Annotated in this window: 13 protein-coding genes; 4 read left to right on the forward strand and 9 right to left on the reverse strand. The window is 66.5% G+C overall.

The window, feature by feature from the left end; translation table 11 throughout:
• Nucleotides 1-35: 35 nt before the first annotated feature.
• From hflX to LQD11_RS11320, 7 genes are all read right to left on the reverse strand, one after another.
• A complete protein-coding gene (gene hflX, locus LQD11_RS11290) occupies nt 36-1,319 on the reverse strand; it encodes a ribosome rescue GTPase HflX (protein WP_238617630.1) in 1,284 nt (427 codons plus the stop codon).
• Nucleotides 1,320-1,389: 70 nt separating this feature from the next.
• Nucleotides 1,390-1,638 (reverse strand): RNA chaperone Hfq, encoded by a 249-nt coding sequence (gene hfq / locus LQD11_RS11295; RefSeq protein WP_238617631.1) that lies wholly within the window; start codon nt 1,636-1,638, stop codon nt 1,390-1,392.
• Nucleotides 1,639-1,794: 156 nt separating this feature from the next.
• On the reverse strand, nt 1,795-2,742 hold the full coding sequence (miaA, locus tag LQD11_RS11300) for a tRNA (adenosine(37)-N6)-dimethylallyltransferase MiaA (protein ID WP_238617632.1): 948 nt from the start codon (nt 2,740-2,742) through the stop codon (nt 1,795-1,797).
• Nucleotide 2,743: 1 nt separating this feature from the next.
• Nucleotides 2,744-4,603, reverse strand: a complete 1,860-nt coding sequence (gene mutL, locus LQD11_RS11305; RefSeq protein ID WP_238617633.1) for a DNA mismatch repair endonuclease MutL — start codon at nt 4,601-4,603, stop codon at nt 2,744-2,746.
• A gap of 5 nt (nt 4,604-4,608) precedes the next feature.
• Nucleotides 4,609-5,967: an N-acetylmuramoyl-L-alanine amidase gene (locus LQD11_RS11310; RefSeq protein ID WP_008930679.1), complete on the reverse strand. Its 1,359-nt coding sequence runs from the start codon at nt 5,965-5,967 to the stop codon at nt 4,609-4,611.
• A gap of 108 nt (nt 5,968-6,075) precedes the next feature.
• Nucleotides 6,076-6,537 carry a tRNA (adenosine(37)-N6)-threonylcarbamoyltransferase complex ATPase subunit type 1 TsaE gene (gene tsaE / locus LQD11_RS11315; RefSeq protein ID WP_008930678.1) on the reverse strand — a complete coding sequence of 154 codons (462 nt, stop codon included), beginning with the start codon at nt 6,535-6,537 and terminating at the stop codon, nt 6,076-6,078.
• The gene (locus LQD11_RS11320) at nt 6,534-8,018 is read right to left on the reverse strand and encodes an NAD(P)H-hydrate dehydratase (RefSeq protein ID WP_238617634.1); all 1,485 of its coding nucleotides are present in this window, start codon (nt 8,016-8,018) and stop codon (nt 6,534-6,536) included. The genes tsaE and LQD11_RS11320 overlap by 4 nt, the downstream gene beginning before the upstream one ends.
• Before the next feature lie 52 nt (nt 8,019-8,070).
• Here LQD11_RS11320 and queG point away from each other — a divergent pair, with 52 nt between their 5' ends.
• Nucleotides 8,071-9,126 carry a tRNA epoxyqueuosine(34) reductase QueG gene (gene queG / locus LQD11_RS11325; protein ID WP_238617635.1) on the forward strand — a complete coding sequence of 352 codons (1,056 nt, stop codon included), beginning with the start codon at nt 8,071-8,073 and terminating at the stop codon, nt 9,124-9,126.
• Between the two features lie 11 nt (nt 9,127-9,137).
• Here queG and fbp read toward each other — a convergent pair whose 3' ends face one another.
• Nucleotides 9,138-10,163: a class 1 fructose-bisphosphatase gene (gene fbp / locus LQD11_RS11330; protein ID WP_238617636.1), complete on the reverse strand. Its 1,026-nt coding sequence runs from the start codon at nt 10,161-10,163 to the stop codon at nt 9,138-9,140.
• A 211-nt stretch (nt 10,164-10,374) separates the two neighbouring features.
• Here fbp and LQD11_RS11335 point away from each other — a divergent pair, with 211 nt between their 5' ends.
• On the forward strand, nt 10,375-11,871 hold the full coding sequence (locus LQD11_RS11335; RefSeq protein ID WP_238617637.1) for an SLC13 family permease: 1,497 nt from the start codon (nt 10,375-10,377) through the stop codon (nt 11,869-11,871).
• Nucleotides 11,872-11,880: 9 nt separating this feature from the next.
• On the opposite strand, the gene pgi is transcribed toward LQD11_RS11335, so the two are convergent.
• On the reverse strand, nt 11,881-13,530 hold the full coding sequence (pgi, locus tag LQD11_RS11340; protein WP_238617638.1) for a glucose-6-phosphate isomerase: 1,650 nt from the start codon (nt 13,528-13,530) through the stop codon (nt 11,881-11,883).
• Between the two features lie 129 nt (nt 13,531-13,659).
• On the opposite strand from pgi, the gene glgA reads away from it, so the two are divergent.
• Nucleotides 13,660-15,111 carry a glycogen synthase GlgA gene (gene glgA / locus LQD11_RS11345; RefSeq protein ID WP_238617639.1) on the forward strand — a complete coding sequence of 484 codons (1,452 nt, stop codon included), beginning with the start codon at nt 13,660-13,662 and terminating at the stop codon, nt 15,109-15,111.
• Complete coding sequence (gene ppc, locus LQD11_RS11350; RefSeq protein ID WP_238617711.1) at nt 15,111-17,957, forward strand: phosphoenolpyruvate carboxylase; 2,847 nt, start codon at nt 15,111-15,113, stop codon at nt 17,955-17,957. The genes glgA and ppc overlap by 1 nt, the downstream gene beginning before the upstream one ends.
• The last annotated feature ends 147 nt before the right edge of the window (nt 17,958-18,104 follow it).

The following is an 18,104-nucleotide window of genomic DNA, read 5'->3' on the forward strand; positions in this document are numbered from 1 at the left end:
AAAAACGTGCAGATCAGGCGTACAAACCGCCCATTTTAGTCATCCATCAGTTTCGGTGTGAACCCACCCCCCCGAAAAAGTTCCTCCAGGCGCCGTCGGGGCAGGCGGACCTTGAGACGCAGCTCGCCGGTTTCGCTCACCTCCTCGGCTTCCACCGCCTCCAGGGCATAGAGCCCCGCCCGTTCACGACCGGCCTGGGGCGGCAACGCCAACCAGCCCTGGACGATGGATTCGGCGAAGTAGTCCCCCAGCCACTGCAACAGGTCATCCACCCCCGCCCCGGTCCGGGCGGAGACCCAGGCCCGGGTGGGCGTGCCCACGGTACCCGGTTCGATCCGCGGCTCGGCGCCGGAAATGAGATCGATCTTGTTGAAGACCAGCACTTGGGGCACGTCCCGGGCGCCGATCTCCTCCAACACCTCGTCCACCTGCCGCAGATAGATGTCCCGCTCGGCGGCATGGGCATCCACCACGTGCAGCAGCAGCGCCGCTTCCCGGGTCTCGGTGAGGGTCGCGCGAAAAGCCGCCACCAGGTCATGGGGCAGATGACGCACAAAGCCCACCGTATCCGCCAGAATGACGCGCTGCTGGGAAGGCAGATCCACCCGACGCAGGGTCGGATCCAGGGTGGCGAAAAGCTGGTCGGCGGCATAGACCCCGGCCTGGGTGAGCCGATTGAACAGGGTGGACTTGCCGGCATTGGTGTAACCCACCAGGGAAACGGTGGGGATCTCCGCCCGCCGTCGCGACTGCCGCCCCTGCTCCCGCTGCTGCTCCACCTTCTCCAGTCGTTTCTGAATCTGCTTGATGCGCACGCCCAGGAGCCGCCGGTCGGTTTCCAGCTGCGTCTCGCCCGGGCCACGCAGGCCGATGCCGCCCTTTTGCCGTTCCAGGTGGGTCCAGCCCCGCACCAGCCGGGTGGACATGTGGCGCAACTGGGCCAGCTCCACCTGCAGCTTGCCCTCGTGGGAGCGGGCACGCTGGGCAAAGATGTCCAGGATCAGGCCGGACCGGTCCAGCACCCGGCACTGGAACAGCCGTTCCAGGTTGCGCTCCTGGCTCGGCGAGAGGGCGTGATCGAAGATCACCAGTTCGGCTCCATGGGCCGCCACCAGATCGCGGACTTCCTCCGCCTTGCCGCTGCCGATGAAATAACGGGGGTCGGGCGCCTTGCGGGCACCGGTCACCAGGGCCAGCGGATCGGCACCGGCGGATCGGGCCAGCTCCATGAATTCGGTGCAGTCGTCATCACCGTCCTGCGCGGGAAGGTCCACATGGACCAGGATGGCGCGCTCGCCACTGCGGGGTCTTTCGAACAAGTGGTGTCACAACCTCGATGTGAATGGGTCGGGCGCCTTTCCCCATCAGGGGAAAGGCCTGTCGGAGGCGTCAGTGATGGCCGTCCTGATCGCCCTCATCACCCGTGGAGAGCTTGACCGGCCGGGACGGCACGATGGTGGAGATGGCGTGCTTGTAGACCATCTGGCTCACGCTGTTCTTGAGCAATACCACGAACTGATCGAAGGAATCGATCTGTCCTTGCAGCTTGATGCCGTTCACCAGGTAGATGGAGACCGGAATGCGTTCCTTGCGAAGGGTATTGAGAAAGGGTTCTTGTAGCGTCTGCCCTTTTGACATGGTCTGCTCCCGGGTTATGGTCATCATTATTGTGTTCGGCAGGCGGGGATGGACGATCCCGGCCCCAGGCCTGATGGTTTCAGTCTAGCATACCGCCTGAGTCAAAAATCCCACGCCGATTCCGTTCCCGAACAGACGTGGACGGGCGCGCGGCAGTCATTGCGATCCAAGGTGGACCCGCACCCGCGCCAGCACGCCCGTGGGGTCAAGGCGCTCAGGATCCAACACCTCCACCTCAGGATAGCCACGCAACCAGGTCATCTGTCGCTTGGCCAGCTGTCGGGTGGCGGTGATCGCCTGGGCCACCATGACGTCATGGTCGATCCGACCCTCCAGATACTCCCATGCCTGACGATATCCCACCGCCCGCATGGCGGGCAGGTCCAGACTCAGGTCATCCCGCGCCCGCAGGGCACTGACTTCATCCAGCAGACCCTGTCCGAGCATTTGACGGAAGCGATGGGCAATCCGTTCCCTCAACCGGGTACGATCCGGCGGCATCAGGGCCAGGCGCAACACCCGCCAGGGCAGTTGCGAACGACGGGGACCCCCATGGAACGAGGACAGGGGTGACCCGGTGATGCGGTAGACCTCCAGGGCCCGCTGCAGCCGCTGGGGGTCGTTGGGATGGATGCGTGAGGCCGATACCGGATCCACCCGGGTCAGTTCCCGATGCACCGCCTCCCAGCCCTGCTCGGCCGCCAGGGCGTCGATTCCGGCCCGGATGACGGGATCCGCTTCCGGCAGGGTATCCAGACCAAAATCCAGGGCCCTGAAATAGAGCATGGTCCCACCCACCAGCAGGGGCACCCGCCCCCGCGCCGTGATGTCGCCCATCAGGGCCAGGGCGTCCTCCCGGAACCGGGCGGCGGAATAGGCCTGGGCCGGGTCCAGGATATCCACCAGATGATGGGGGACCCGGGCCAGCACATCGGCCCCGGGCTTGGCGGTGCCCACGTCCATACCTCGATAGATCAGCGCGGAGTCCACGCTGATGATCTCCAGGGGCAGGGACTCGCACAGGCGGATGGCCAGATCAGTCTTGCCGGTGGCCGTCGGCCCCATCAGGAAGACCGCCGGCGGGAGTGTCGGGGCAGAGGTCATGTCAGCGGCCCCGCAGGAACAGACGGTCCAGCTGTTCCATGGACAGGCTGACCCAGGTGGGCCGGCCGTGGTTGCACTGGCCGCTGCGCTCGGTGGCTTCCATGTCCCGCAACAGGGCGTTCATTTCAGGAATGCTCAGGCGCCGGTTGGCCCGCACCGAGCCGTGGCAGGCCATGGTGGCCAGCAGGGCGTTGACCTGCGCCTCCACCCGACGGGACAGGCCATGGGCCTTGAGATCGGCGATCACGTCCCGCACCAGGGTGGCCGTATCACCCCCGGACAACAGGCTGGGCACCGCCCGCAGCCGCAACTGCTCGGGCCCGGCCCGGTCCACCTCGAAACCCAGGCGCCGGAAGTCCTCCTGATGAGTCTCGGCGGTGTCCGCCTCGGCCCGGCTCACGGCCAGGGTCTCGGGCACCAGCAGGGGCTGGGACTTGAGTCCCTCCGACCAGTAGGCCCGCTTGAGACGCTCATAGGTCACCCGTTCATGCCCCGCGTGCATGTCTACCAGCACCAGTCCGTCCACGGTCTGGGACAGGATATAGACGCCCTGCAACTGAGCCAGGGCATGGCCCAAGGGGTGGTCCACCGGTTCGGCGGCCGAGTCGGCGGACCGATCCGGCTCCGGGTGCAGGCGGGCATAGGCGGCCATGGACTCGGCCACCGGCAGGTGCAGGCTGCCCTGGCGCACAGGCCCTGGCCCATACCCTCCCCCGCTTCCCCGACCCGACGGGGAATGCGCCGGAGCGGATGACGGCGACACGGCGGGCACAGGGACGACAGGCCCCGTCGTCGGCATCGTGGCCGCCAGGGTGGGCTCCTCGCCGGCGGCAGGTTCACCGGCAGCGGGCTTCACCCCGGGACGCAATTCGGCCAGGGCCCGGTGCAGACTGCTGAAGAGGAAATCATGCACCATCCGCGATTCGCGAAAGCGTACTTCATGCTTGGCCGGATGGGCGTTCACATCCACCAGCACCGGGTCCAGGGTCAGGTAGAGCACGAAGGCCGCATGGCGGCCGTGATAGAGCACGTCCTGGTAGGCCTGACGCACCGCATGGCTCACCACCTTGTCCCGGACCATGCGACCGTTGACATAGAAATACTGCAGATCCGCCTGACTGCGGGAAAAGGTGGGCAACCCCATCCAACCCTCCAGCCTGAGACCGGCGGCGGCCTGTTCGATGAAGACCGACTGCCCGATGAAAGCCTGGCCACAGACCTGAGCCACCCGATGATCCCGCTCGGCCTGGGACGAGGCCGCCGGCAGCCGCAGGGTGGATTTGCCGTTATGACTCAGGTCCAGGGTCACATCGAAGCGGGACAACCCGATCCTTCGCACCACTTCTTCCAGATGGCCGTACTCGGTGCGTTCCGTGCGCAGGAACTTGCGCCGTGCCGGGACATTGAAGAACAGGTCCTTGACGTCGATGGTGGTACCCACCGGATGAGGGGCCGGCTCGGGATCGTCGAAGCAGTCGCCGCCATCGCCCCGCAGGCGCCAGCCGCTGCCCTCCCCGGCCACCGCCGAGGTCAGGGTCAGGCGGGAGACCGAGGCAATGCTGGGCAGGGCTTCGCCGCGAAACCCCAGGCTGGCCACCCGTTCCAGATCCTCCAGACTGGTGATCTTGCTGGTGGCATGGCGGGACAGGGCCAGGGCCAGTTCGTGGCGCGGAATCCCGCATCCATCGTCCCGGATGCGGATACGCCGCACCCCGCCCTGCTCCACCTCGATGTGGATGCGATTGGCACCGGCGTCCAGGCTGTTCTCCAGCAACTCCTTGACCACGGAGGACGGGCGTTCCACCACCTCGCCGGCGGCAATCTGGTTGATCAGCTGGGGGGGGAGTTCCTGAATGGGCACGCGCGTCAGCTATCCCGCATGGGAATTTCCAGCACCTGGCCCACCCGGATGACATCGGAGCTGAGATTGTTGTGCGCGCGCAGCTGGGACACCGGTACCTGGTAGCGGGTGGCGATGCCGGAGAGGGTCTCGCCGCGCTGGATCACATGCCGCCCGCGGCGCCGTTCCGCCAGCAGGGTGCCCGGCGGGGCATGGCCGTCGAAATAGGCCCGCAGGCCGCCGAGCAGGGCCTCGGCCATGGACTGCTGGAAGGCCGGCGTGCGCAACTTGCGCTCCTCGGCGGGGTTGGAGATGAAGGCGGCCTCCACCAGCACGGAAGGGACATCCGGGGAACGCAGTACGGCAAAGCCGGCCCGCTCCACCCGGGGACTGCGGACCTTCCCCACCCGGTGCAGTTCACCGATCATGGCATCCGCCAGGGTCTTGCTGGCCTCCAGGGTGCCGTTCTGGGTCAGGTCCAGCAGGACCGAGGCCAGGACGTCATCCTTGTCGTTGATAGGCACCGCCCCCAGGCGCCGGTCGGCCTCGTTCTCCCGCTGGGCCAGCCAACGTGCCGCCTCACTGGTGGCGCCGCGATCGGAGAGCATGTAGACAGAGGAACCCTGCACCTGGGCATTGGGGGCGGCATCGGCATGGATGGAGATGAAGACGTCGGCATGCTGCTGCCGCGCCCGGTTGATGCGTTCACGCAGGGGCAGGAAATAGTCGCCGGTACGGATCATCACCGGCGTCATGCCCGGCTCCCGCTGCACCAGGGTCTCCAGACGGCGGGCAATGGCCAGCACCACGTCTTTTTCATAGGTACCGCCGGGTCCGATGGCGCCCGGGTCCTTGCCCCCGTGTCCGGCATCGATGGCGACGATCACATCCCGGGACCGAACCGCTTCCCGGACGGACTGGGTGACGACCGGCTCGGCAACACCTTCCTGCTGGAGGTCGATCACCAGACGGTGACCGGCCCCGTCGGCGGGCCGCAAGAGGAAGGTTCGGGGACTGACGGGATGCCTGAGATCGATCACCACCCGCAGATCCTGTTCATTGCGAGGGGCATGGCGCACGCCGCGCAAAGGCCCCGAGGCGGCACCGGCGGCACGCAGATCGACGGCGGCCCGGGCCTTGCGCAGATCAAGCACCACCCGGTCCGGATTGCTGAGGGTGAACACGGCATGATCCACCGGACCACTGAGCTCGAACACCAGACGCGTCACCTCGCCGTCCACGGAGGTGCGCACCCCTCTCACCGCCGTCTGACCGGACGCCCATACGGCCCCCGGCCACCACAGACCGGCCGCCGTCGCACTGGAGGCGAACAGCAGACTTCGCAGGAATTGCCGCCGCCTGGCTTGGTATCCGTCGTCGGTCACGGTTCCGACCCCCTGAAAAGATTCAGACTCTCTCTCCTATAGTGTGGCTGATGAGACGGGAATTGCAAGCCTGAAAGGGCTGTAATATTAGCCAGATACGCGGCTGTCTTAGGGTGAATTCTCCATCACCTGCCGTACCCACTCCGCACCGGCGGGGCTTTGCGCCGACACCACCACACGACGTCCCGCGCCGCTGGCCGTCAGGGACAGGCACAGATCCGGCGCCGGCAACCAGCCCCGCCCCTGCCGCGGCCACTCCACCAGATTCAGTGCCTGCCCCCCCAGTTCCTCGCGAACCCCCAGGTATTCCAGCTCCTCGGGGTCCTCCAGTCGGTAGAGATCAAAGTGCAGGATGCGACGACCGGCGATGTCATAGGGTTCCACCAGGGTATAGGTGGGACTCTTGACCGCCCCCCCATGCCCCAGCCCCCGCAGGAAACCCCGGACCAGGGTGGTCTTGCCCGCCCCCAGGTCCCCTTCCAGAAACACCACCCCCTCGTGGGGGCAGGCCGCCGCCAGACGAGCCCCGAAGGCTTCGGTGGCGGCCTCGTCCGCCAGTTCCAGGATCATGAATTGATGACCTCGCGCAGATGACATAGAAGATCGGAGGCCAGCAGCCCCCGCTCACCGACCCGGGCCGCCCGATCGGCGGCCGCGCCATGGACCCAGCAGCCCAGGGCCGCCGACTCTGCCAGGCTCCCGCCCGCGGGCAGATGCTGGGCCAGCAACCCGGCAATGATACCGGTCAGCACATCCCCCATGCCGCCGGAAGCCATGCCGGGATTACCGGTATCACACAGATGCAGCCCGGATGCATCCCGGATCAGACTGCCCACCCCCTTGAGGACACAGACGCCGCCATGGCGCCGGACAATGGCGGCGGCCGCGCCGGGTCGGTCGGCCTGGATCGTCGCTGTGTCACACCCCAGCAGGCGCGCCGCCTCACCGGGATGCGGGGTCAGAATCCAGTCTTCCCGGCATCGGGGGGCGGCGGCCAGCAGATTCAGGCCATCGGCATCCACCACCATCGGCCCATCCCAGTCCCCGAGGCGCGCCCACAGGCGCCGCCCCCAGTCTCCGGTGCCCAGCCCCGGCCCCACGGCCACCACGTCGGCCCGCGCCAACAGGACCTCCAGGTCACCGGGGCGCTGGATGCCGTGGCACATCAATTCCGGTCGCGCCAGGGGAATCAGGGCGGCATGATCGGGATGGGTGGCCAGGGTCACCAGTCCCGCCCCCACCCGGGCCGCCGCCTCTCCCGCCAGCCGAACAGCCCCCGGCATGCCCTGACCGCCGCCGATCACCAGCACATGACCAAAATGGCCCTTGTGGGCATCCCGGGATCGCGGCGGGAAGGCCCGGGACAGGTCGGGCCGGACCCGCCGGGCCGCCGGCGGCAGGTCGTCGAACACCGGCGCCGGAACCCCCAGCCCATCCATGAACAGTTCCCCCCGACAGGCCGGCCCCGCCCCGGTCATGAGCCCCAGTTTGAGGCCGATGAAGCTCAGGGTGACATCGGCCTCCACCACACATCCCATGACGGCGCCGGTATCCGCATTCAGCCCCGAGGGGATGTCCAGGGCCAGTATCGGGCCGGCCGCCCGGTTGATGGAGCGGATCAGGCGGGCCATGTCGCCTTCCACCGCCCGCGTCAGCCCCGTCCCCAGCAAACCGTCCACGATCACGTCCGCGGCCGCCAGGGCCTCGTCCGGCGCCGACAGGGGCTGACCGCAGGCCTGCCAGTCCCGCCAGGCCCGCTCGGCTTCGCCGCGGAGCCGGGCGGGATCGGTGGCCGCCACCACCCGCACCGACAGACCCGCCTCCAGGGCCAGGCGAGCCAGCACATAGCCGTCCCCGCCGTTGTTGCCCGGCCCGCAACAGACGGCCAGGGTACGGGCCCCGGGCCACTGCCGCCTCAGCCGGTCGAAGGCGGCCGCGCCGGCCCGGCACATGAGGGTGTAACCGGGAATACCGTGATCCTCGATGGCCCGGCGGTCCAGCTCCCGGACCTGGGCTGCGGTGTAAAGGGCTTCGGACAGGTCGGCGGACATGGCAGGCTCGATCCGGTGGCAAAGGGCTTGTCAGCCGTAGTATAAGCCCAGGATGACCACCACTGATCTGCTCGCCCTGACCCAACGGATCAAGACCTGGGCGCTGGAACTGGGCTTTGACCGGGCCGGCATCTGCGACACCGACCTCGCCGTCCACGAGGCCCACCTGCTGCGCTGGCTGGACCAGGGCCGCCATGGCGAAATGGACTACATGGCCCGCCACGGCACCCGGCGCTCCCGTCCTGAAGCACTGGTCCCGGGCACCCTGCGCATCATCTCCGTGCGCATGGCCTACTGGCCGCCCCGGACCCGGGACGCCGGCTCCGTGCTCGACGATCCCGAGGCGGCCTTTATCTCCCGCTATGCCCTCGGACGGGACTACCACAAGGTGATCCGCAAGCGTCTGCAGACCCTGGCCGAGCGCATCGAGTCGGTCACCGGACCCTTCGGCTACCGGGCCTTTGTCGACAGCGCCCCGGTGCTGGAAAAGGCCCTGGCGGAGAAGGCCGGACTGGGCTGGATCGGCAAGCACACCAACCTGCTCAGCCGGCACCACGGTTCCTGGTACTTCCTCGGTGAACTCTACACCGACCTGCCCCTGCCCCTGGATGAGCCGGAGCGCAGTCACTGCGGTCGCTGTCGGGCCTGCCTGGACGTCTGCCCCACCGCGGCCATCGTTGCTCCCTATGAGCTGGATGCCCGGCGCTGCATCTCCTATCTCACCATCGAGCACCCCGGCAGCATCCCCGAACCGCTGCGGCCGCTGATGGGCAACCGGATCTACGGCTGCGACGACTGCCAGCTGGTCTGCCCCTGGAATCGCCGGGCCGGGGTGGCGGTGGAACCGGATTTTCGTGCCCGGCATGGGCTGGATGACATCGGCTTGGTGACCCTGTTCGACTGGGACGAGCCGACCTTCCTGCGACTCACCGAAGGGTCGGTGATCCGGCGCATCGGCCATGAACGGTGGCTACGCAATCTGGCCGTGGGGCTGGGCAATGCCCGGCCCTCACCCACCGTCCGGGAAGCCCTGACGCGGCGACTGGAACATCCCAGCGCCTGTGTGCGGGAACATGTGCGGTGGGCCCTGGACCGGCACGGTCAATGAGAGAATGCCGGTTATCGGGCCTCGGCCAGGAACCGCTCCACATCCTCCACCATTCGCCGCGAGCCGACATAGAACGGTACCCGCTGGTGCAGATCCTCCGGCGGGATCTCCAGAATGCGGCGGGCGCCGTCGCTGGCCTTGCCGCCGGCCTGCTCCGCGATCATGGCGATGGGGTTGCACTCGTACAGCAGACGCAGCTTGCCCTGGGGGGCCTTCTGGGTGGAGGGATACAGGAACACCCCGCCCTTGAGGAGATTGCGATGGACGTCCGAGACCAGGGAACCGATGTAGCGCGAGGTATAGGGACGACGGGTGTCCGGGTCCACCACCTGGCAATGCTTGATGAACTGCTTCACCCCCGCCGGGAAGTGGGCATAGTTGCCTTCGTTGATACTGTAGATGGTGCCGTTCTCGGGGGTGCGGATGTCCGGGTGGGAAAGGCAGAACTCACCGATGGTCGGGTCCAGGGTGAAACCGTTCACCCCCTTGCCGGTGGTGTACACCAGCATGGTGGATGAGCCGTAGATCACATAGCCGGCCGCCACCTGCTCCGTCCCCGGCTGCAGAAAGTCCGACAGGTCCGCCGGGGTGCCCCGCTCGGTACGGCGGCGATAGATGGAAAAGATGGTGCCGACGGAGACATTCACGTCGATGTTGGACGAACCGTCCAACGGGTCCATGCAGAACACGTACTTGCCGTCACGGGACAGGCCGTCATCAAAGATGGTGATTTCCTGGTCTTCCTCGGAGGCGATGGCGCAGCACTCGCCGGTGGAACGCAGGGCGGCGATGAAGTGCTCATTGGCGAACAGATCCAGCTTCTGGACATCCTCACCCTGGACGTTCACGTCGCCGGCCCGGCCCAGAATGTCCACCAGCCCCGCCTTGTTGATCTTCTTGTTCACCACCTTGGCCGCCACGCCCACATGGTGCAGCAACCGGGACAGCTCCCCCTTGGCATAGGGAAAGTCCGCCTGACGCTGGATGATGAACTCGTTGAGGGTGGTGATGTTGTAAGTGCCGGTCGCTCTTGTCATGATTTACCCGTCAGCCATCATTTTGTTCGGCAAGAGCATACCATGGGTCCCGACCCATGGCCCCCAGCCCCAAGGGCCGCCGCTTCTTGTCCACCGCCATCCCGTCATGCCCGTCAGCGGCATGACATGACCGGCGGCTATACTGCGGTACACCAATGCCACCCGATACCCGGATATCGGGCATGGCCGTCATATCCCAATGGAGAGCATCATGACTTCGTCCACGGAAGCCGGCACATCCACCGCGCCCAAGCCCGCCTCGCCTTCCCTCTGGCGGCCCAGGCTGGGGCTGGTGCTTGGCCCCCTGGTCTTTTTCGGCATGCTGCTGGCGGGCCCGCCCGGGGAACTGGCCGCCCATACCTGGGCCGTGGCCGCCCTCACCGCGCTCATGGCCATCTGGTGGGTGACCGAGGCCATCCCCATCCCGGCCACCGCCCTGCTGCCCATTGCCGTACTACCCCTGCTGGGGGCAAGCACCATCGCCGAAGCGGCGGCACCCTATGCCAATCCCCTGATCTTCCTGTTCCTGGGCGGATTCATGATCGCCCTGGCCATCCAGCGCTGGAACCTGCACCGGCGCATCGCCCTGTTGATCCTGGGCCTGGCCGGACAACGACTGGATCACCTGGTGGCCGGCTTCATGGGCGCCACGGCGGGGCTGAGCATGTGGGTGAGCAATACCGCCACCGCCGCCCTGATGCTGCCCATCGGCATCTCGGTGCTGATCCTGCTGGAAGACCGGGGCATGGACAAGGCGCAGGTCCGCAACGTGGGGCTGGCCCTGCTGCTGGGGATCGCCTTCGGCGCCAACATCGGCGGCATGGCCACCCTCATCGGTACCCCGCCCAACGCCCTGCTCGCCGCCTACATGAACGACAACTACGACCATCAGATCGGCTTTGCCCAGTGGATGATGGTAGGTCTGCCGCTGGCCCTGACCCTGCTGGTGGCCTGCTGGTGGGTGCTGTGTCGCTGGGCCTTCCCGGTGTCCCGGCGGCCGTTGGAGGGGATCGGTGAACTGCTGCGCCAGCAGCGGGAACAGCTCGGCCCGATGACCCGGGCGGAACTGCGGGTGCTGCTGGTGTTCGTCGCCGTGGCCCTGGCCTGGATCCTGCGTCCACTGCTGGAATCCCTGTTCCCCGGCGTCTCCATCACCGACCCGGGCATCGCCATCGTCGGTGCCCTGGCCCTGTTCCTGATCCCGGCGGACTTTCGGCGTCACCAGTTCCTGCTGGACTGGGAGTCCACGCGCCAGCTGCCCTGGGGGGTACTGATCCTGGTGGGCGGGGGCCTGAGTCTGGGCTCCGCCATCGGCGGCAGCGGCCTGTCGGACCACATCGCCGCCTCCCTGGTGCAACTGAGCAACTGGCCCACCTGGACCCTGGTGGGCATCGTGGCCCTGAGCGCCATGCTGCTCAGTCACGTCACCAGCAACACGGCCACGGCCGCCACGGTGCTGCCGCTGGCGGCCGCCCTCGCCGTCAGCCTGGGTCACGACCCCCTGCTACTGGCGATCCCCGTCGCCCTGGCAGCCTCCTGCGCCTTCATGCTGCCCGTGGCCACCCCGCCCAATGCCATCGTCTTCAGCAGCGAACGGATCACGGTGCCGGACATGGTGCGGGCGGGATGGCGCATCAGCCTGATCGCACTGATCCTGGTGACCGCCGCCGTGTTCGGCCTGGCGATGCCGCTGCTGGCCGGGGCATGAGGACCGGGCTTACTCCCGTGCCAGCCGCTTGTAGTAGTTGATCAGCCCGTTGGTGGAGGCATCATGCCCCGCCACCGGGTCCGGATCCCGCAGTTCCCGCAACACGGTGCGGGCCAGCTGCTTGCCCAGTTCCACCCCCCACTGATCGAAGGAGTTCACGTTCCAGATCACCCCCTGGACGAAGATCTTGTGCTCGTAGAGGGCGATCAGTGAACCCAGGGTACGGGGCGTCAGGCGCTTGAACAGGATGGAATTGGTGGGCCGGTTGCCCTCGAACACCCGATGGGGCGCCAGGGCCTGTACCTGGGCCTCGGACATCCCGGCGGCCAGCATTTCCTCCCGGCATTCCTCCAGGGTCTTGCCCCGCATCAGGGCCTCGGTCTGGGCAAAGAAATTGGACAGCAGGATGGCGTGATGCTCCCCCAGGGGGTGATGGCTCAGGCAGGGGGCCAGAAAATCACAGGGGATGAGCTGAGTCCCCTGGTGGATGAGCTGGTAGAAGGCATGCTGGCCATTGGTCCCCGGCTCGCCCCAGATGGCCGGCCCCGTGTGCCAGCTCACCCGCCGCCCCTGCCGGTCCACCGACTTGCCGTTGCTCTCCATGTCCCCCTGCTGGAAGTAGGCCGGGAACCGATGCAGATACTGGTCATAGGGCAGGATGGCATGGCTGCGGGCGCCGAAGAAGTTCACGTACCACACGCCCAGCAGGGCCAGGATGACGGGCATGTTCTCCTCCAGCGGCGCGGCACGAAAATGCTCATCCATGGCGTGGGCACCGTCCAGCAGGGCCTCGAAGTGGGCCATGCCCAGGGACAGGGCAATGGACAGGCCGATGGCGGACCACAGGGAATAGCGTCCCCCCACCCAGTCCCAGAACTCGAACATGTTGGCCGGATCGATGCCGAAGGCGGCCACCGCTTCCCGGTGGGTGGACACGGCCACGAAATGACGGGCGATGGCCGCTTCAGTGCCCCCCTGTTCCAGGAACCAGCGCCGGGCCGAATGGGCATTGGTGAGGGTCTCCTGGGTGGTGAAGGTCTTGGAAGCGATCACGAACAGCACCGTCTCCGGGTCCACCTGGGCCAGAGTCCGGGTCAGGTGGGTGGCATCCACGTTGGAGACGAAATGCATCTGCAGGCGCTCATGGGCATAGGGTTTCAAGGCCTCGCAGACCATCAGCGGCCCCAGGTCCGAGCCGCCGATGCCGATATTCACCACATGCTGGATCGGTCGACCGGTATGCCCCGTCCACTGCCCCGATCTCACCCGCGCCACGAAGTCGCCCATGTGGGACAGCACCCGGCGCACCCGGGGCATGACGTCTTCCCCATCCACCCACATGGGCCGGTCACCGCGGTTGCGCAGGGCCACATGCAGCACCGCCCGATCCTCGGTGGTATTGATGCGCTCACCGGCGAACATGCGGTCCCGCCACTGGGGCACCAGCGCGGCCCGGGCCAGTTCCACCAGCAGATCCCGGGTTTCGGCCGTGATGCGGTTCTTGGAATAGTCCAGCAGGATGTCCTCGAACTGCAGGCTGAAGCGCTGAAAACGCTGGGGATCCTGGCGAAAGAGCTCACGCATGTGAAGATCGCAAACGGCCTCATGATGGGCTTCCAGGGCTTGCCAGGCGAGGGTCTTGGGCAGTGCGTTGCTCATGGGTCACTCCATTTCTATGTTCACGAACGCGAGATCATTTATTTATTATGATGGTCCTAAACCCATCATAAACAGGGAGCGCTTCATGGCCGTGACGTCATCAAGGCGCCGCGGACATGACATCGGCCTATGCGAATTCTCTTCGCCACCAGCGAGGCACACCCCCTCATCAAGACCGGCGGACTGGCGGACGTCTGCGGCAGTCTGCCCCCGGCCCTGAAACGACTCCGGCACGATATCCGCCTGATTCTGCCAGCCTATCCGGCCGCCCGGGCCGCGGTGGGCAAGCTGGAGACGGTGGCCGAGTTCCCCGTGGCCGGCAGTGAGCAGCCGGTCAGGATCCTGGAAGGGCTGCTGCCCAAGACCCGCGTCCGGCTCTATCTGGTGGACTCCCCCCTGCATTTTGATCGTGCCGGGGATCCCTACCGGGCCTCCGACGGGCGTGACTGGCAAGACAATCACCTGCGCTTCGGCGTCTTTGCCCGGGCCATCGTGAAACTGTCCCTGGACCAGGCAGGCCTGGACTGGAAGCCCCAGGTCCTGCATTGCAACGACTGGCAGACGGGTCTGGCCCCGGCCCTGCTGAGCCAGCACGGAGAGCGGCCGGCGACCCTGTTCACCATCCATAACCTGGCCTACCAGGGCCTGTTCCCCCGCCATGCCCACGAGGATCTGATCCTGCCGCCGGAATTCTGGGGCATGTACGGCCTGGAGTTTCATGGCCAGCTCTCGTTCATCAAGGGGGGACTGGTCTATGCGGACCATCTCACCACGGTCAGCCCCACCTACGCCCGGGAGATCCGGACCGCCCAGTTCGGCTACGGTCTGGACGGCCTGCTCAATGCCCGCGCCCAGGATCTGAGCGGCATCCTCAACGGTGCCGACTACCGGCATTGGGACCCGGCCGGAGACCGCCATCTTGCCCGGCGTTACAACGTCGAACAACCAGAAGGCAAGGCCGACTGCAAGGCCGCCCTGCAGGCCCACTTCGGCCTTGAGATCAATCCCGACATACCGCTGCTGGGCCACGTGGGGCGCATGGTGGCACAGAAAGGGGTGGACCTGATCCTGTCCGCCTGCGAACCCCTGCTGGCGGCCGGTCAGATCCAGTTGGTCATCCTGGGCAGCGGCGACCGCACCCTGGAGTCACGGGCCCGGGCCATGGCCACGCGCTACCCCGGCGCCATGGGTCTGCACGTGGGTTACAACGAGGCCCTGGCCCACCAGATAGAAGCCGGAGCGGATCTGTTCCTGATGCCCTCCCGGTTCGAACCCTGCGGCCTGAATCAGCTCTACAGCCTGCGCTACGGCACCGTGCCGGTGGTCCGGCGCACCGGCGGCCTGGCGGACACGGTGATCGACGCCGACGCCCACCACATGGCCGAGGGGACCGCCACCGGCCTGGTCTTTGACGGCCCCACCACCGAGGCCCTGGGCGAGGCGATTCAACGGGGTCTCGCCCTGTACCGGGACCGCGCCGTCTGGACCCGTCTCATGGGGCACGGCATGCGCCAGGAATTCAGCTGGGACCGCAGCGCCCAGGCTTATCAGGATCTCTACAAGCGACTGGTGAACCGATGATGCCCACCACCACCAAGGACACCTCTCGCTTCCTGGTCCCCAGGGACCGGGAACTGCGCGCCCGGGTGAAGCTGTTCGGCAATCTGCTGGGCAACATCATCCGGCGCCTGGAAGGGGAAGCGGTACTGCAGGCGGTGGAAACCCTGCGCAAGGGTTTCGTGGCGCTGCGCAAGAAGGACAACCCGGACAAGCGGGAGCGTCTGATGCGCTATATCGACGCCCTGGACCCGAAGACCCTGGAAACCATCATCCGGGCCTTCAGCATCTACTTCAGCCTGGTCAACCTGGCCGAAGAGGAATACCTGCACCGGGAGCGCCGCCGCCAGGTCACCGAAGGCGGCCCCCTGTGGCTGGGCTCCTTCGATCACACCATCCGGGTTTTCCACGGCCGGGGCGTCCCCCCGCGGGCGCTGGAAAGCCTGCTCGACCGGCTGGAATACATGCCGGTGTTCACCGCCCATCCCACCGAGGCCCGGCGGCGCACGGTGATGGAGGCCCAGCGGCGCATCTTCCTGGCGGCGGAGCGCCTGGACATGCCGCGCCTGGGCCGGGAGGAACGGGAAGAACTGACCCGCCAGCTTGAGGTGCAGATCCAGATCCTGTGGCGCACCAATGAAGTGCGGGTGAAGAAGCCCCAGGTGCAGGACGAGATCAAGTACGGGCTGTTCTATTACGTGGAAAGCCTGTTCGACGCCGTGCCCCATACCTACCGCCTGCTGGAAAAGGCGATCCGGCGCAGCTACGGCAGCGACGAACACGGCAACCCGGCCATCAGGGTGCCCAGTTTCCTGCGCTTTGGTTCCTGGATCGGCGGGGACCGGGACGGCAATCCCTACGTCACCCCGGCCATCACCGAAATGGCCTGTCGCCTGGCCATGGAGCAGGTGCTGTCCGAATACCTGCGCCGGGTGCACACCCTGCGTTTCGTCCTGACCCATTCCCTGCTCATGTGCCGCCCCACCGAGGCCTTCATGCAGAGCCTCGAGGAGGATGAGAATATCTCCAGGGCGGTGTTCAAGGAGCTGCCGGACAAAATGGAATCGGAACCCTACCGGCGCAAGCTCTACATCATCCGTTACCGGCTGCGCGAGACCCTCGACACGGTGCGTCGTCGGCTCGCCGGGGAAACGGCGGTGATGCCCACCCATGCGGCCTATGCCTCCAGCCAGGCCCTGCTGCGGGATCTGACCCTGATCCGCGACTCCCTGATCAGCCACGGGGACGGCAATGTAGCCCGCGGAGAACTGACCGACCTGATCCGCCTGGTGGAAACCTTCGGCTTTCATCTGCATCACCTGGATGTCCGACAGGAATCCACCGTGCACACCACGGCGGTGACGGAAATCCTGGCCCAATGGGAACCGGACATCGACTACGGCAAGCAGGACGAGGCATCCCGCCTGCGGCGACTCTCCGAACTGCTGGATCGGGAACAGTGGCCGAACCTCTCCCGTGATGCCCTCTCCGAGACTACCCGGGAAACCCTTGAGGTCTTCCACGTCATTGCCCGCATGCGCGGCGAGGTGGGTCCGGAAGGCATCGGCACCTACGTGATCTCCATGACCCACGCCGCTTCCCATGTCATGGAAGTGATGCTGCTGGCACGCCTGGCGGGACTGTGCGGCCGCAACGACCAGGACGAGCCCTTCTGCCATGTCCGGATCTCGCCCCTGTTTGAAACCATCGAGGACTTGCGGCACGTGGAGTCGGTGCTGGAGCACCTGCTGGGCAACCCCATCTATCGGACCCTGCTGCGCGCCGCGGGCAATCTTCAGGAAGTCATGCTGGGGTACTCGGACTCCTGCAAGGACGGCGGCATCCTCGCCTCCGCCTGGAACCTGTACCAGGCCCAGCAGCGGATCATCGCCATCACCGGCGCCCACGAGGTGGAATGCCGTCTGTTCCACGGCCGGGGCGGCACCATCGGTCGCGGCGGCGGCCCCACCCACGAGTCCATCCTGGCCCAGCCGCCCGGCACGGTACAGGCCCGAATCAAATTCACCGAACAAGGGGAGGTCCTGTCCTACAAGTACAGCAACACGGAAACGGCCATCTACGAGCTGAGCATGGGCACCACGGGGCTGATCAAGGCCAGCGGGGGGCTGATCGGCCTGGGCAGCCAGGACCGGACAGCGGATCTGGAGGTCATGGACACCCTGGCCCAGCAGGGGGAAAAGGCCTATCGCACCCTGACGGACCACACCCGGGGTGTGCTGGACTATTTCTACGAAGTCACGCCGGTGGAGGAAATCGGTCAGCTCAACATCGGCTCCCGTCCCTCTCATCGGCGCAAGGCAGACCGCTCCAAGAATTCCATCCGCGCCATCCCCTGGGTGTTCGGCTGGGCGCAGTCGCGCCACACCATTCCCGCCTGGTACGGCCTGGGCACCGCCCTGCGGCAGTGGCGCAAGGACGATCCCGGGCGTCTGGAACAGCTCCGGCAGATGTATCGGGAATGGCCCTTTTTCCGCGCCCTGCTCTCCAACAGCCAGATGTCCATGGCCAAGGCGGACATGGAGATCGCGGAAGAATACGCCAGACTATGTCACGACCGAGGCTTGGCGGAGCGGGTGTTCGGTCTCATCCGGGAGGAATACCTTCGCACGGTGGAGGAGGTACTCACCGTCTCCTGCAAGGAGACCCTGCTGGATGACAACCCGGTGCTGGCCCTGTCCCTGATGCGCAGGAATCCCTATCTGGACCCCCTCAATCACATCCAGATCACCCTGCTGAGACGCCATCGGGCCCTGCAGGGGAGCGGAAGCGACGGGGTGGATGACCCATGGCTTTCCCCCCTACTGCGCTCCATCAATGCCATTGCGGCGGGGATGCGCAACACCGGCTGACGGACGGAAGCATTCATGGGATGACAGGTAGCGCCAAACGGCGGCGGCGGCAGGCAAAATCCGGCGGACGGACCATAATCGGTAAGGCGTCGCCGCCGACTGTCAGGGCGCGATGCAATCCAGCCTGTCAACTACATGCTTGCCGAA

The sequence above is a fragment of the Ectothiorhodospira shaposhnikovii genome (assembly GCF_022227765.1).
Lineage (GTDB): Bacteria > Pseudomonadota > Gammaproteobacteria > Ectothiorhodospirales > Ectothiorhodospiraceae > Ectothiorhodospira.